This window comes from Kovacikia sp. CALU 1929, from assembly GCF_056784235.1.
Genome location: NZ_JBXBCF010000060.1, coordinates 102,689 through 116,112, shown reverse-complemented (window position 1 = coordinate 116,112; position 13,424 = coordinate 102,689). Strand labels below are relative to the sequence as shown.

Annotated in this window: 12 protein-coding genes; 6 read left to right on the top strand and 6 right to left on the bottom strand. The window is 50.5% G+C overall.

Translation table 11 applies throughout. The features are described 5' to 3' along the window. Nucleotides 1-332: 332 nt before the first annotated feature. Together AC1S52_RS09355 and AC1S52_RS09350 are read left to right on the top strand one after the other, a co-directional pair. On the top strand, nucleotides 333-1,283 hold the full coding sequence (locus tag AC1S52_RS09355; protein ID WP_482028722.1) for a glycosyltransferase family 2 protein: 951 nt from the start codon (nucleotides 333-335) through the stop codon (nucleotides 1,281-1,283). 229 nt (nucleotides 1,284-1,512) lie between these two features. After that, nucleotides 1,513-1,932: a hypothetical protein gene (locus tag AC1S52_RS09350; protein WP_482028721.1), complete on the top strand. Its 420-nt coding sequence runs from the start codon at nucleotides 1,513-1,515 to the stop codon at nucleotides 1,930-1,932. Nucleotides 1,933-2,053: 121 nt separating this feature from the next. Here AC1S52_RS09350 and AC1S52_RS09345 read toward each other — a convergent pair whose 3' ends face one another. Continuing rightward, the gene (locus AC1S52_RS09345) at nucleotides 2,054-2,257 is read right to left on the bottom strand and encodes a hypothetical protein (protein ID WP_482028720.1); all 204 of its coding nucleotides are present in this window, start codon (nucleotides 2,255-2,257) and stop codon (nucleotides 2,054-2,056) included. A 203-nt stretch (nucleotides 2,258-2,460) separates the two neighbouring features. On the opposite strand from AC1S52_RS09345, the gene gloB reads away from it, so the two are divergent. Then, a complete protein-coding gene (gene gloB, locus AC1S52_RS09340) occupies nucleotides 2,461-3,234 on the top strand; it encodes a hydroxyacylglutathione hydrolase (protein ID WP_482028719.1) in 774 nt (257 codons plus the stop codon). Nucleotides 3,235-3,365: 131 nt separating this feature from the next. Here gloB and ribH read toward each other — a convergent pair whose 3' ends face one another. Both ribH and psbZ read right to left on the bottom strand, forming a co-directional pair. Continuing rightward, entirely contained in the window at nucleotides 3,366-3,947 is a 582-nt protein-coding gene (gene ribH, locus AC1S52_RS09335) for a 6,7-dimethyl-8-ribityllumazine synthase (RefSeq protein ID WP_482028718.1), read from the bottom strand. Between the two features lie 228 nt (nucleotides 3,948-4,175). Beyond that, entirely contained in the window at nucleotides 4,176-4,364 is a 189-nt protein-coding gene (psbZ, locus tag AC1S52_RS09330) for a photosystem II reaction center protein PsbZ (RefSeq protein WP_482028717.1), read from the bottom strand. A 351-nt stretch (nucleotides 4,365-4,715) separates the two neighbouring features. Here psbZ and AC1S52_RS09325 point away from each other — a divergent pair, with 351 nt between their 5' ends. Together AC1S52_RS09325 and AC1S52_RS09320 are read left to right on the top strand one after the other, a co-directional pair. Beyond that, entirely contained in the window at nucleotides 4,716-7,724 is a 3,009-nt protein-coding gene (locus tag AC1S52_RS09325; protein ID WP_482028716.1) for a CBS domain-containing protein, read from the top strand. Between the two features lie 141 nt (nucleotides 7,725-7,865). Then, on the top strand, nucleotides 7,866-9,368 hold the full coding sequence (locus AC1S52_RS09320) for a serine/threonine protein kinase (RefSeq protein ID WP_482028715.1): 1,503 nt from the start codon (nucleotides 7,866-7,868) through the stop codon (nucleotides 9,366-9,368). 198 nt (nucleotides 9,369-9,566) lie between these two features. Here AC1S52_RS09320 and AC1S52_RS09315 read toward each other — a convergent pair whose 3' ends face one another. Both AC1S52_RS09315 and AC1S52_RS09310 read right to left on the bottom strand, forming a co-directional pair. Further along, nucleotides 9,567-9,836, bottom strand: coding sequence for a hypothetical protein (locus AC1S52_RS09315; RefSeq protein WP_482028714.1), 270 nt, complete (start codon nucleotides 9,834-9,836; stop codon nucleotides 9,567-9,569). A gap of 267 nt (nucleotides 9,837-10,103) precedes the next feature. Next, on the bottom strand, nucleotides 10,104-10,283 hold the full coding sequence (locus tag AC1S52_RS09310; RefSeq protein ID WP_482028713.1) for a hypothetical protein: 180 nt from the start codon (nucleotides 10,281-10,283) through the stop codon (nucleotides 10,104-10,106). Between the two features lie 291 nt (nucleotides 10,284-10,574). On the opposite strand from AC1S52_RS09310, the gene AC1S52_RS09305 reads away from it, so the two are divergent. Then, nucleotides 10,575-11,078, top strand: a complete 504-nt coding sequence (locus AC1S52_RS09305) for a Tic20 family protein (RefSeq protein ID WP_482028712.1) — start codon at nucleotides 10,575-10,577, stop codon at nucleotides 11,076-11,078. 413 nt (nucleotides 11,079-11,491) lie between these two features. Here AC1S52_RS09305 and AC1S52_RS09300 read toward each other — a convergent pair whose 3' ends face one another. After that, nucleotides 11,492-13,147, bottom strand: a complete 1,656-nt coding sequence (locus tag AC1S52_RS09300) for a FecR domain-containing protein (RefSeq protein ID WP_482028711.1) — start codon at nucleotides 13,145-13,147, stop codon at nucleotides 11,492-11,494. Nucleotides 13,148-13,424 lie beyond the last annotated feature (277 nt).

Below are 13,424 nucleotides of genomic sequence, written 5' to 3'. Positions count from 1 at the left end.
TTGTTGACTTACAGGGACGGTCCGCTTTCAAATCCTCTGGGTGGATGTACCGCCTGGAATCTACACTTGTTTTTAGCTACTGTTGAACATTAGCGGGATACCGTTTCAATACTTCAGGTTAACTACTCACGTTAAATATTCAGGCGGCACTCGCTTGGTAGTCTTTATTTCTATGTTTACTAGTGGTTTGTCAACTTTGTGTTTGTGAGTCTGGGATAGGAAAGGGGTTATTATTTTGGGGTTTTCAACCCACAAAATAATTCTTGACAGACCACTAGTCTTTCGCAATGCCTGGTACTGTCCTATCTCAAAAGGAGTGAATAGAATTGCGAATGGTGCATTCAACTCAGCCAGTGATTGCCAGCGTCATTGTGCCCTTATACAATGCCGAAAAGTTCGTAGCGGATGCACTGATCTCCATCCTGTGTGAACAAGACATTCCCCTAGAGGTGATCGTTGTTAACGATGGTTGTACAGATGCCTCCCTGGAAAAAGTTGCCCAACTGGATGACCCTCGCATACGAGTGATCAATAACTCTGGCAAAGGTATTGCGGCAGCCATGAACACAGGCTTAGAAGCCGCTTGTGGTGAAATCGTTATGCGCTGCGATGCTGACGATCTTTACCCCCATCAACGACTGGGAGAACAGGTCTGTTGGCTGCAAAACCACCCGGAGTTTGGAGCAATTTGTGGCAATTATTCTGCCATTGACTCTAAAGGACTGTTAGTGATTCAGTTCAACTGTGGGGCTAATGCCGAAGAGATTACTGATGAGCTGCAAAATGGAATCACCCGTACCCACTTTTGCACGTTTGCCATTCGTACAGACGTATTTCGCAACTTGGGGGGCTTTCGCGACTACTTCTGGACAGGTGAGGATATCGATCTACAGTTGAGGCTAGGGGATTGCCATAGAGTTTGGTATGATCCCTCGATCCACTACCAGTATCGGTTACATGCAGAGTCCATTACCCACACAATCAGCTCTGTAGAACGCGAATTTTTCGATGATATTGCCCGCGTTTATCAAAAACAGCGTCGGTTAGAGGGAAAAGACGACATCCAGAGAGGTTGTCCAGCGATTCCACCACGCAATAAAAGTGGTCAACCTTATACAGCCGCAGAGCATATTCAGAATTTGCTCATTGGCACCGCCTGTAAGCAGCATGAAAATGGTGACAAGCTGGATGCTATTCTCACCGGGTTTCGATCGGCGATGATTCAACCTGGGAACTTGGCGGTATGGCGCTGTTTGTTGGCACTGGCGTTGAAATCGAGTTGAACAAGGGGTACCATCTTACACCACAGCTACTACTAGAGCTTGACGTAAATCTACCTACTATTCCTAACATCTAACACCTGACATCTGACACCTATCTACATGGTTGGAAATTTCTTAAGAAATCCCGGGAAAGCACTTACACCATAGACAATGGACGTTACCCAGGTGAGGATACCTCCCATAAACTAGAGAAATTGCCCGAATAGCGCTACTGTGAATTCTCAGTAGGATGGAAGTATCCCAACTCAGTCGCTTACCGGAGCTTATTGTGAATCAGGACAGTCTTAAAAATATTCAAGTAGGGCTTGCCGGAGCCAGCCGTTTGCTTTTGCCCTTCGCTATTCTGTGGCTGTTGGGAGCCATTGGGTTGGGGTGGCTGGTCAAGTCATTTCTGATCTTGATTGGACTGATTTTGATTGCTCCTATCGTTGCATTCCTGGGCTTTCAATGGTGGTTAAAGCGAAACTTAATTGAGTCTGCCTGCCCAGTTTGCCAGTATGAATTTATGAGCCTGAATCAGGCTGAGTTTAGCTGTCCAAACTGTAGCGAACCTTTAAAGGCAGACAATGGGCAGTTTCATCGTTTGACCCCACCCGGAACAATTGACATTAGTGCTGTTGAAATTCCAGCCCAAAGAATTGAGGAATAAGTGCCGATGGTACTAACCAGCAGGGCGAATTATAGCGATCGCCAGATAGAAAAATATTCTGGCAAATCATCGGCTTCTGCATTATCTCCAGCCAAAATTGTTGCCTCATCATTGTCCTCTGTTAATCGATTAGCTTAAGGCGTCCTGTCTGCACGTAGTCAAAAATGCGGTTAATTTGGCTGCGGTCTTCATCGGTGACTTTTTTTTCAGCCAGCAAAGTAGAGGCTAGATGGAGGTGCTGCGCGCGGGTCATCTGCCCTGAAGCGATGATTTGATCGGTGAGCTGCTTGATTACTGAATCCGACTTCTTCGGAATACTGCGCATAATCGTTACCAATGATTCAGTCTGTATTAATTTATCTTTTCTTTAGTATTAACTATTCCCTGATTCGTCGCCCCTTTTGCAAGACAACACGATGACTTTGCAAAAGACAACGAAGATACATGAACAATGGATGAAATCTTGCTAAGGTGGCTTTTAGAACCATTAGACACCCGTTGCATCGGGTAGCCTGGGAGAAGCTTAAAATGCGGGTCTACCGATTACCCGCCCTATCAACCAATTACATCTTTCTGCTTCATGATCCGGAGCGAAATGTGGCAGCGGTGGTTGATCCGGCGGAGGCAGTATTAGTTTTGCGTTACCTGGAAGATTTGGGGGCAACCTTGATTGCGATTTTGAACACGCACCACCATGCCGACCATGTGGGCGCAAACGGTGCCCTTTTGAAACGCTATCCTGAGTTAGTGGTTTATGGTGGGGCAGAAGACAGGGGGCGGATTCCAGGACAACAGGTATTTTTGCAGGAAGGCGATCGCGTCCCATTCACTAACCACACGGCTGAAGTGCTTTTTCTTCCCGGACACACTCGCGCCCATATCGCCTATTACTTTCCACCCAATCAGGTAGATCAGATGGGAGAACTGTTCTGCGGTGACACCTTGTTTTCGGGGGGATGCGGCAGGTTGTTTGAAGGAACTCCAACTCAAATGGTCAGTTCTCTCAGCAAACTGCGCGCCTTACCCGATGAAACAAGAGTCTGGTGTGCCCATGAGTATACGCTGAAAAATCTGGAATTTGCATTGACCGTAGATCGCAACAATTCTGATTTGCAGCAACGGTTTGCTCAGGTAAAAAATGCCCGTCATCGTTCAGAGGCAACCATTCCCTCTACGATCGGTATCGAAAAGCGAACCAATCCCTTTCTACGCTGGGATCACCCAGTTTTGCAGTCGGCAATGAAGGCGAAAAATGGCATCCAGACCTTTGCCCGCCTGCGGAGAATGAAGGATCAGTTTTAGTCACAAAAAGAGTTGGTGCTGAATAGCAGTATGAATTGGAACGGAATTTTAATTCATACAACTCTCAATTCGTACCCAAAATCAGCAACGCCGAATCACTAGATTCAATTTAAATTCTAAATTCTCCATCCCTAATCCGGTGTTGGCTCAGCGGTGGCTGCGCTCTTTAATGATGCAGGCAAAGTGGGAGTCGTTGTCCCACTCAGGCTATTGCCATAGTGCTCTGCTCCACCCAGATCCTTAACTTGACGCATCAGACTAGCCATCTCCAGAGCGCTCATGGCATAATTCCAACCCAGATTACTCTTAATGCCAGCCCGCTCTAGCGCCTGTTGCATAGTGTCTGTCGTTAAAATGCCAAAGACGACTGGCACTCCGGTCTGGAAACCGGCAGCAGCAATGCCCTTCGACACTTCTGCTGCCACATAGTCGAAATGGGGGGTTTGCCCCCGAATCACTGCCCCCAGGCAGATGATGGCATCATACCGATTAGCTAAAGCAAGCTGTCGAGCGACCAATGGCACCTCAAAGCTACCAGGTACCCAGACATAATCAACCTGGGTACCTTCGGGATTGACATCAATACCGTGGCGCTTCAGGCAATCCTGACAACCTTCCAGGAGTTTGCCTGTCACTAAGTCATTGAATCGACCAATGACTATCGCAAACCGGAATTGGTCTGCTTGAGTGAACGTTCCTTCAAAAACTGCCATGGTTGCCTGTGTATAAACACCCCGCCATCAGTTCAGGAAGTCGTTAGGTGACTTCCTCACTGATCAGACTACGATCATCTTATAGCGTTTCCTTTCTAGGTGAGGTACATCTCATCTGTTTGACTCAAGAGTTCTATGACTATCCATGTACCTCACTGGATTCAAAAACGCTATATCGGGGTTTCGATGAGGATGGGATTAGGGGGTGCGATGCTCACATGCGTTTAACTAAACGACCAGGAAATTTAGCACACCCAGCACAATCACCAGCCCTGCCCAAACGCCAGAAGCTAGAAGAATCAATCGCTTGGATTGGTCCCAATTTTGCGGCGATGCCAGCGCAACTGGAACGGCAACCACCAGGATAAACGATAGGATTACAAAAAGAGCCAGAACTAACTGGAACAGAATAGTCATAATTTCTGCTTCTCCAATGCGGCAATAAGACTAGGCAAGTAGGGTTATTAATTCAGGTGATGTTAATCAGCCCATGACTAGTAAGCTATCAGAAAAGTGTCCCCATCTGAGGCAAGGATTTGAGTTTTTTGTTTCGGGAAGGGAGAGATGCGGGAGGTGTCAGGTGTCAGGTGTCAGGTGTCAGGTGTTAGGAAAGCAGGTGTCAGGGGTATTCAACCTCTCGCCCCTTTTGTCTTTTCCCTTTCTGCTTCAGCGTTTCCCTTGTGCTTTTCCTGATTTTCTTTTCCCCTTCTCACTCTCAACTTTCAACTTTCAACTCCTTCCCCTTTCCCTTGCTCCCCTTCCCCACCTATGGACCTTATCCTTTGCCATACAACTGCGGATTTTGACACGCTGGGAGCAGCGGTTGGCTTAACGCGAATTTGTCCAGGTGCCCGAATTGTACTGGCAGGAGGGGCACATCCAGCCGTGCGGGATTTTCTAGCCCTGCACCGGGATGAGTACCCTTTAATTGAGCGTAGAGCGGTTAATCCCGACCAGATTCGTTCAATTTGGGTCGTGGATACGCAACGGCGTGATCGCCTCGGTAAAGCGGCTGAGTGGCTTGACCTGCCTGGGATTGAAATTACCCTCTATGACCACCATTTAGATACAGAGTCGGACATTCCAGCAACCTGGAAACAGATAGAAGCGATTGGATCGACCACGACGTTGATAACTGAACAGCTTCAAGCCAAGCAGGTGGTACCCAGTCCTATAGAGGCAACGGTCATGGCATTAGGCATTCACGTAGATACTGGATCCCTTACGTTTGACCATACAACCGCAAGGGATGCCAGGGCGCTGGCGTGGTTGATGGAGCAAGGAGCCAGCTTGCGGGCGATCGCGGATTACATTGACCCTGGACTTTCTCCTAGACTGCAAGAACTCCTGCCTCTAGCTTTGGATAATATACAAACAGAGATTATTCATGGATATGCGGTTGCCTGGGTGCTGCTAGAGGTAGAAGAATTTGTTCCCGGTTTATCGAGTCTGGCATCTCGCTTAACCGATCTGACTGAAATGGATGCCCTACTGCTGGCAGCACACTACTGCCGAGGATCTGCCTGTCGTAATGATTCCAGCAGTGAAAGTGACGCACTGACGATCATTGGGCGATCGCAAATTGAAGCAACCGACCTGAATGAGTTATTCAAACCCCTGGGTGGCGGTGGTCATCCCCGTGCCGCTTCGGTTAATCTCCATGCTGTCAACCCCGAGCAAACCCTGGCTCGGTTGGTCGATCTGTTTAAGGAACAGATTCCTCACCCTCCCGTTGCCAGAGAATTGATGTCTTCCCCCGTTCGCACCATCCGTCCCGAAACCACCATCAACGAGGCACAGCGAATATTGCTTCGCTACGGACATTCTGGGCTGTCAGTGGTAGATACAACAGGGCAACTGATTGGAGTCATTTCCCGGCGAGATTTGGATATTGCTTTGCATCATGGGTTCAGCCATGCGCCTGTCAAAGGCTACATGACGACCAACTTGAAAACCATTACCCCTGAAACGCCGCTCCCAGAGATTGAAACGATCATGGTGACTTATGATGTTGGTCGCCTGCCCGTATTGGATAACGGACAACTTGTGGGAATCGTGACACGGACGGATGTTTTGCGGCAGTTGCACCAGCCCGAAGTGGGGAGTCAGGGGGCAGGGGGCAGAAATCAGCAGTCAGGGGGCAGGAGTCAGGACTCAGGAGGCAGGAGTCAGGAATTAGAAGGCAAATATCCAGTCATCCATTCCCTACTTCCTATTCCCCGTCACCCAGCCGCCCTTCTGAAAACACTGAAACAGTGCCTCAAACCTGAACTCTGGGAAGTTTTAACCACCGCAGCCCACCATGCAGCGCAACAGGGCTGGCATCTCTATCTGGTAGGTGGAGCAGTCCGAGATTTGCTGCTGGGAGTAGAGAGGTTTGGGGCAGAGATGCCTCAAGCGCTGATGATTGACGACATCGATCTGGTTGTTGATGGCTTTCACCGGGCGGCAGATTCCGGGGCAGGGGTCGAACTGGCGCGATCGCTCCAGGCTCTTTATCCTGAATCCCGCCTGGATGTACACGGCAAGTTCCAGACCGCTGCCCTCTTGTGGCACAATGACCCAGCCCTCGATTCTCTGTGGGTAGACATTGCCACCGCCCGCACGGAATTTTACCCCTATCCCGCTGCCAACCCAGAAGTGGAAGCCAGTTCCATCCGGCAAGACCTCTACCGACGAGATTTTACGATTAACGCCCTGGCAATTCGCCTCACCACGCCCCGCCCTGGAGAAATTCTCGACTTTTTCGGTGGCTTGCTAGACCTTCAGGCAAAGCAAGTTCGGGTTTTGCACGCCAATAGCTTTATTGAAGACCCCACTCGCATCTACCGGGCAGTCCGCTTTGCCGTCCGGTTAGGATTTCAGATTGATGCTCAAACGGAGGGCTATATTCGACACGCGATCGCCAGTGGTATTTACCAGCAAATTCAAGACCGTAAAGATTCCAGATCTCGCATTTCTGCCCCTGCCCTCCAAACTCGCCTCAAAGCAGAACTCAAATACATCCTCCAATCCCGTTACTGGAAACCAGCCCTTCAACAACTAGCCGATCTGGGGGCACTCCAATGCATTCATCCCACCCTCGATCTAACCCCTGAATTATGGCGGCAGCTACGGTTGGTAGAACGCTGGCTGAAGCGGATAGAGCGGCAGGAGATAGAAAACAGTAGACCGAAGGTAGGAGATGGAGGAGCAGGGCAGCAAGAGAGCGGAGGAGAAATTGACTTCTCCCATCCTACGGAAACGCTTGCGGCGAACACCACCTACCCACCCCACCCCGCCTTCCCCATCTGGCTGCTGCTCCTGGAAGTATTACTCGCCCATCTGGCTCCAGAACACCGTGCCCTGGTTGCCGAAAATCTTCAGCTATCGGTAGACAGTATTGAACGGATGCAGCAATTGGAGTCTGCCCAACAGGAAGTGAGTAAGTCCCTCCCCCATTGCCAGTACCCCAGTCAAGTGGTGGCATTACTGGAGCAATATGACATAACCCTGCTGGTGCTAATGGCTATTCGTAGCCCGCGATCGCTTCGTCATACAATCTGGCAGTACCTCACCCATTGGTCTAATATCAAGCCTCTCTTGGACGGTAACGACCTCAAAACGCTGGGCTACAAACCAGGACCCCGCTTCCGTGAAATGCTCAACGCCCTCGCCGCAGCCACCCTGGACGGTGTGACTAAAACTCAAACTGAAGCAGAGGTATTTTTGCAAGAACACTTTCCATGTGAGGGGAAAGGGCGCGGAGGGGTAGAGGAGCGCAGGAGAGTAAGGTAAACAGGTGAAGGATATGAATGCCTCCTTAGTTAACTCTCAACTCTCAACTCATCACTCGATACCTTTTCCCCTTCCCCTTCCGCACCCCGAAAGGGTTAGCATATCTGGAATGACTTGTTGGAATGATTGGCAGGGAGACCCATGAATCTAACCACTGGCACCACTTTACAAAACGGCAAATATGCTCTCAGTAGTGGCTTAGGGCAGGGTGACCTGGGAATTACGCTGAAGGCGGCTCAGACACTCCTGAATCAGTTGGTGGTACTCAAAACAATCAAGCCATCGCCAAAAGTCCCGGTGGATTTTACCCAATTAAGGCAGCGCTTTCTGGAAGAGGCACAGCGGTTTGCTCAATGCCAACACCCCGGCTTAGTCAGGCTGGTGGAACTGTTTGAAGAGTCTGGCGTGCCCTTTGCTGTGATGGACTACATTGCAGGGGAGTCTCTGGCAGATCAGGTTCAACCCCAGCATCTGATGTCTGAAGCTCAGGCAATTCAGCATATTCGTCAGGTGGGTTCTGCCCTCACTGTCCTGCATCGAAATGGGCTAGTTCATCAGGATGTGAAGCCTAAGAATTTGATTCATCCTGCGGGCACTGATTTTGTGATTCTGGTGGATTATAGAATTCTGCATCGTGCAGGATTGGGCGTTTCTGAGCCTCCAACCGCTTTATCCAATACAGGCTTTGCTGCGATCGAGCAGTATCAGCCACCTGCCAAACTGACCCCTGCAACCGATATTTATGGGCTAGCAGCCACCCTTTATTTCCTGGTAACAGGTCGCCAACCAACGGCAGCCAATCACAGAGCGAGGTCACTCCTTCCCTCTCCACGCAAACTTCAACCTGACCTGAGTGTGGAACTGGAGGCAGCCATTTTAAGCGGCATGGAGTTGAATCCTCAGAAACGCCCTCAGACGATCGCTGCCTGGTTTTCGCTGCTGCCTGGAAGTACACCGCTCACTCCTGTTCAACTTTCCAATGGTTCAGAGGCTTCTTCTGCAACTGTTCAGCTTGCTCATGTAACAGCGCCTATCAACGGAAAACTCCAGAGTGCTACTTCCCCGCCATCCTCGGAGCCTCAGCCATCTAGCACGGCTGAGGTCACCCGTGCCCTTCATTCTGAGGTTCAGCCTACGGCTAAAGCCGCCTCCCCCTCCCAAACTTCACGCACGTTCACTCAAGCAGTCCCCCATAGGAGCCGACTACCCCATGCTATGGCAGTAGCCGCCGTCATTGCTGCCTCCTGTGGTTTGGGTCTGGGGTTGACCCTGCGTCTAAGTGCTGTTAGCGGTATTGGACCTGAAATCTTTAACACCAAGCAAACTTTTCCCCCGCTTCAGGATTGGCCCCTAACCGCTGAACCAGCAATGATACCCCTGGCTCCGCTTCCTGAAGTCCTTCCATTACAGGAAAGCCCCCCTTCCTCGCCCCTCCCAAGAGCTGTGGCTCCCGCTCCTGAGCCTTCACCTGAAACCAGTCCATTGCCAGAACCCAGCGTTGAAGCTTCTCCTACCCCCGATCCTGCTGCTTCAGCAATACCCTCTCCTATGCCAGAACCCACTCCCCAACTGAACTTTTCTACTCAGCCTGCGCCCAACCCGCTTCCCTCGGTTGCTCCAGAACCCTCGCCGTCGTTGAACTAAAATGGATGTCAGTGTATCGGGAGTTGAAAGTTGAGACTTATGGAAGTTGACGATTTAATCGTGTAATGAACCAACGTACCGCAGCAGGGGGATAGAGCGAGCATCAAAGCGATCTAGAAACTGATCGACTTTCTGTTTGAGGTTATCCGACCGGCTGCTGAGACGATGCATGTGCAGCAGATCCTGCTTAAGCCAATGCTAGAGTTTCTCAATCGGATTGAGCCAAGAGGCATAGGTGGGCAAGTTCAGTAGCACCATCGGCCGTCCGTTTGGGTCGCCCGGTGTGGCACTCACGAGTTGCCAACTTTGCGGCAGTTTGGGTGGGTAGCGCCACACTTGCTCCTCCCAATCTTTCGCTACCGTGAGTTGTCGGTAGAAGGTGACTTCATCGAAGAAAACCACAACGTACTTGTCTGGCGCGTACTTGGCACGTAAACACGCCAGTTCAATCTGGTCGCATTTGCCCACCTAGTCAGGGTCAGGACTGTGAACATACGGTCGCCCTCGTTTGTAGCCAATGTCGAACCGGGACAACAATTTGCTCAATCCTGATCTGCTCTTGAGACCTAAACTCGGGCACGGCTCCAACAAGTCTTGCAACCGCCAGCGTGCTTGCTCATGTTCAAAGGTTTGCGGCGCATGTCGCAGCCCATTGAGCACCGATTGCTTAGCCGCTTGGGCGCTCTCGTGCTGAGGGAAAAAAAGCAGGCTTGCGCCCACGTCCGTCCCGTAGCATCAGACCTCGAATCCCATCTTTGTCGTAGCGATGCACCCACTCGTATACCTATCGGCTTTGCGTCGCTTCAGCAATCCGCTCTTTGCCACTTGCAACCCACTTGCTCCCGCTGCAATTTTCAGCACGGCGGCAGCCCGTTCTCGCAAGTACGCTTGCGGGGCACGATCACAAACATTCATTTTCCAAGGCTTGCTGTTGCTCAGCGCTCAGTTGCAGTTGAATCGAACGGCGGCTCATCATTGGGACTCACTTAACGCTCAACGATGCCTCCTAATTATTACCCGCTTTATTATTCAACTTCCATAAGCCTCTTGTTCAGTGGAGCCTCATAAAACTCCTACCACCCAACATTTCTCCTCTACCACCTCACCTCCAAATCTGGGCATTCTTGGTTAACTACGCTATCCTGTGCATAATGCAGGTTAATTAAACAGACTGTTTATTGAAACACTCAATCTGGAGAAATCAACATGGCTTGGCGTGGGTCAACATCAATTCAGGACAGGATTTTTGCGTGTTTCCCTTACGCTTTTCCGATGGTTGAGTCGATGGGATTTGGTATCGCTTTGATGAGCCAGTTTCCAGTATTAGCGTATATCCTGCTTCCTTTTACGCCATTTGTCTTCATTTATAGTCTCCTGAATAGTCTGCTAGGAGGGTTTGGAGGGTTTGTCATTTTCTTTGCCCTTTACCTGCTGATTGTCCGCAACGATCGCCTGAGCCACTTTCTCCGCTTCAATACGATGCAGGCTCTGATTACCGGAATTGCAGTTTCCTTAATCAGCACCCTCTTACAGCTTCTAGGTATCGGGGGTCTTGTTGGAGCAACCTTCCTACCTTTTACTATTATCTTCAGCACAATCTTTTTGGCTGTATTGGGGATTGTAATTTTCTCCATCATTCAATGCATCAGAGGACGCTACGCCGAGATCCCGGTTCTGTCTGAAGCTGCTTACGCCCAGACTCGCTACTAAGGATTCAGGATCAATTAACTGGTGCAGGTTGGTTGTTCGCGTTAGCGTTGCGCTTAGCGCTAGCAATAGCAGGTAGCCTGGTTCGCGCATATAACCTGAGTTCCTAATAGATGTTGGGTTTCGTAAGCTCAACCCAACCTACAAAAGCCAGTGTTATTTAATTCTCATTCCTAACGGATTGTTGAAAGTAAGTTTGTGCTTCTCTTCTTTGTTGAGGTGATAATTCCATTTACCCCTCCCTGCTGTTCCCTTCGCTGTTGCTGAGCAGTAGGCTAAGTTGAACTTGATGAAATTCAACATGCTAATCGTCTAACCTGGCGATCGCTCTATCAATAGATTTGCTGGCGATAGCGGCAAAAGCCCTCGATGACAACTGCTACAGTCAACAACAAGTTCGCTGAAATGAACTTTTCCTAAGGAGTAGATACGGGAGGTTGGCTGACTGCCGTAGGCGTTTCTGGTTGCACTGTAGGGGTCGAAGCAGGCGTTGCGGCTGGAGCCGGAGGGGGGGGCGAAACAACATTAGCCGGTGTCAAATTTGGTGCGGTGAGGGAAGTGGCTTGAGGTACCAGTTCTACTGTCGGAGGGACTGGTGTCACCGCAGGAGGGGCTGTGGGGGCGATCGCCGGAGGAACCGCCGCCCCGATGGGAGTTGGAGTGACCGTTGGAGGTGAAGTCACCACCGGAGGAGCAGTTGTGGGGGGATTAACTACGGGTGCTGGTGTCACAGGCGCTGGGGTTGGGACGGGGCGTGTAACCTGCACAGGCGGAGGAGATGGAGCCGCTACAGGTGGCGGTTGTACCACGGGAGTGGGAGCCGGTGGTGCCGTGACCACTGGAGTTGGATTAATGGGAAGAGGTTGGGGCCTTACCGGGTCAGGCGTAGTAGGTTGAGGGATGGCTGGAGGTTGAGGCGTGACTGGGGGTTGAGGCGTGACAGGTGGCTGCTGGGTAACGGGGGCGGCAGGGGGTTGAGTGCCAATTGGAGCTGTAGGCGGTGGTGGCTGAGGGGTCGCAACAGGTGCGGACGCTGGAGTAATTGGATCCGATGTAGGAATTGGACGTTGGGGAGTTACATTTGAATCGGGGGTAGGTACAGGTCGCAGCGGATCAGGAGGGACGACGACAGTACCAGGGGAGGGGTTGATCCCATCAGAAACAGTCGATACTGAAGAACCAGTGCCACTAGGTGGTGGACCAGGTAGTAGCAGGTCAGTAACATTAATATCTACTATAGGACCTATATTTTCTCGCCTAAATATATTGATGCCTGTTGACAACACGCTGGGGTTGTTTTCTGCTGGAGGCGTGCCAAGAGAAATCCAAGCAGGATTGACAGACACGTTGGAATTGGCGGCTATTGGGGTTTGGGCTTGAAGTGCTTCGGCAGTTTCCGACTGAACGGCAGCGATCGCCTCATCTGCGCTGGGTTCCTGGCTCTGACGCGACAAATCCAGATCTTTGACAAGCTCACTGGTTTCGTAGAAGGATTTTAAATCAAAATTAAAGATTTGAAGCCCCTGATTCTGGACCAGAACAGCGATTTGCCCTGCCTTAAGGGTGACTGGTTGATTGCCCTCTATATTGAGACTGACTTCAATTTCGCTGTTGGTGAGCGCCCCCACCAGGGTGGTCTGAGTGTTCGGATTGTAACGGACAAACAGGGCTGAACCCCGGATCCCCGTGATTGCATTGGGCGTTTGTAACTGGGTTCTTCCCTGTCCGGGAGGAATCAGAAGCAGCACCGTTCCATTCTGAAGATTGAAGGTGCGGGTGTTGGGTAAAAACTGAAACAGTGCCCGTTCGCCAACCCGTGCCAGGGAGCGATCGTTGAAACGTAACTCTGCCCAGGACTTAACCGATGTCTTCAGGGCATCTAACGGCTGCATCGTCATCCCTTTTGATGCCCCGCGCCAGCGTTGACCGGAGGGCAGAAACTCCACCTGGTTTTGCATCTTTTGGATGGTGGCATTGGTAAGCTTGACCTCTGCGCTTGCAACACCGGACAAAAATAGAGTTCCGGCACTCCATAAACTCAAGGTGACGATTGGCAGGAATTTAAGGCACATAACAGGGTTCCAGGGGGTTTACTTGAAACGATCGCACTGGGGCTAGTTCTGCTCAGGCACCCAATTAAAAAATTCTCGAATCAATAATTCTCGAATTAAGATATATCCGGAGTTCATAGCAACTTCCGTGTTTTCTCTTATGGAGACTGGCACGCCAGTCATTGCATCTATTCAGTAGTATTTCTATAGTCTTTCGATTACTCAGTTTAATTACCTCTGACTGAATTGTCACTAGGAACTCTGAGAATCCCAATTTTGGGGGATGTTGGTGAATAGG

Bases quoted from the DNA above. Each gene is read 5' to 3' on its own strand.
- AC1S52_RS09300 (WP_482028711.1), bottom strand. From the start codon at position 13,147: ATGTGCCTTAAATTCCTGCCAATCGTCACCTTGAGTTTATGGAGTGCC.
- AC1S52_RS09325 (WP_482028716.1), top strand. From the start codon at position 4,716: ATGGACCTTATCCTTTGCCATACAACTGCGGATTTTGACACGCTGGGA.
- AC1S52_RS09320 (WP_482028715.1), top strand. From the start codon at position 7,866: ATGAATCTAACCACTGGCACCACTTTACAAAACGGCAAATATGCTCTC.
- AC1S52_RS09305 (WP_482028712.1), top strand. From the start codon at position 10,575: ATGGCTTGGCGTGGGTCAACATCAATTCAGGACAGGATTTTTGCGTGT.
- AC1S52_RS09345 (WP_482028720.1), bottom strand. From the start codon at position 2,257: ATGCGCAGTATTCCGAAGAAGTCGGATTCAGTAATCAAGCAGCTCACC.
- AC1S52_RS09310 (WP_482028713.1), bottom strand. From the start codon at position 10,283: ATGAATGTTTGTGATCGTGCCCCGCAAGCGTACTTGCGAGAACGGGCT.
- ribH (WP_482028718.1), bottom strand. From the start codon at position 3,947: ATGGCAGTTTTTGAAGGAACGTTCACTCAAGCAGACCAATTCCGGTTT.
- psbZ (WP_482028717.1), bottom strand. From the start codon at position 4,364: ATGACTATTCTGTTCCAGTTAGTTCTGGCTCTTTTTGTAATCCTATCG.
- AC1S52_RS09350 (WP_482028721.1), top strand. From the start codon at position 1,513: ATGGAAGTATCCCAACTCAGTCGCTTACCGGAGCTTATTGTGAATCAG.
- AC1S52_RS09355 (WP_482028722.1), top strand. From the start codon at position 333: ATGGTGCATTCAACTCAGCCAGTGATTGCCAGCGTCATTGTGCCCTTA.
- gloB (WP_482028719.1), top strand. From the start codon at position 2,461: ATGCGGGTCTACCGATTACCCGCCCTATCAACCAATTACATCTTTCTG.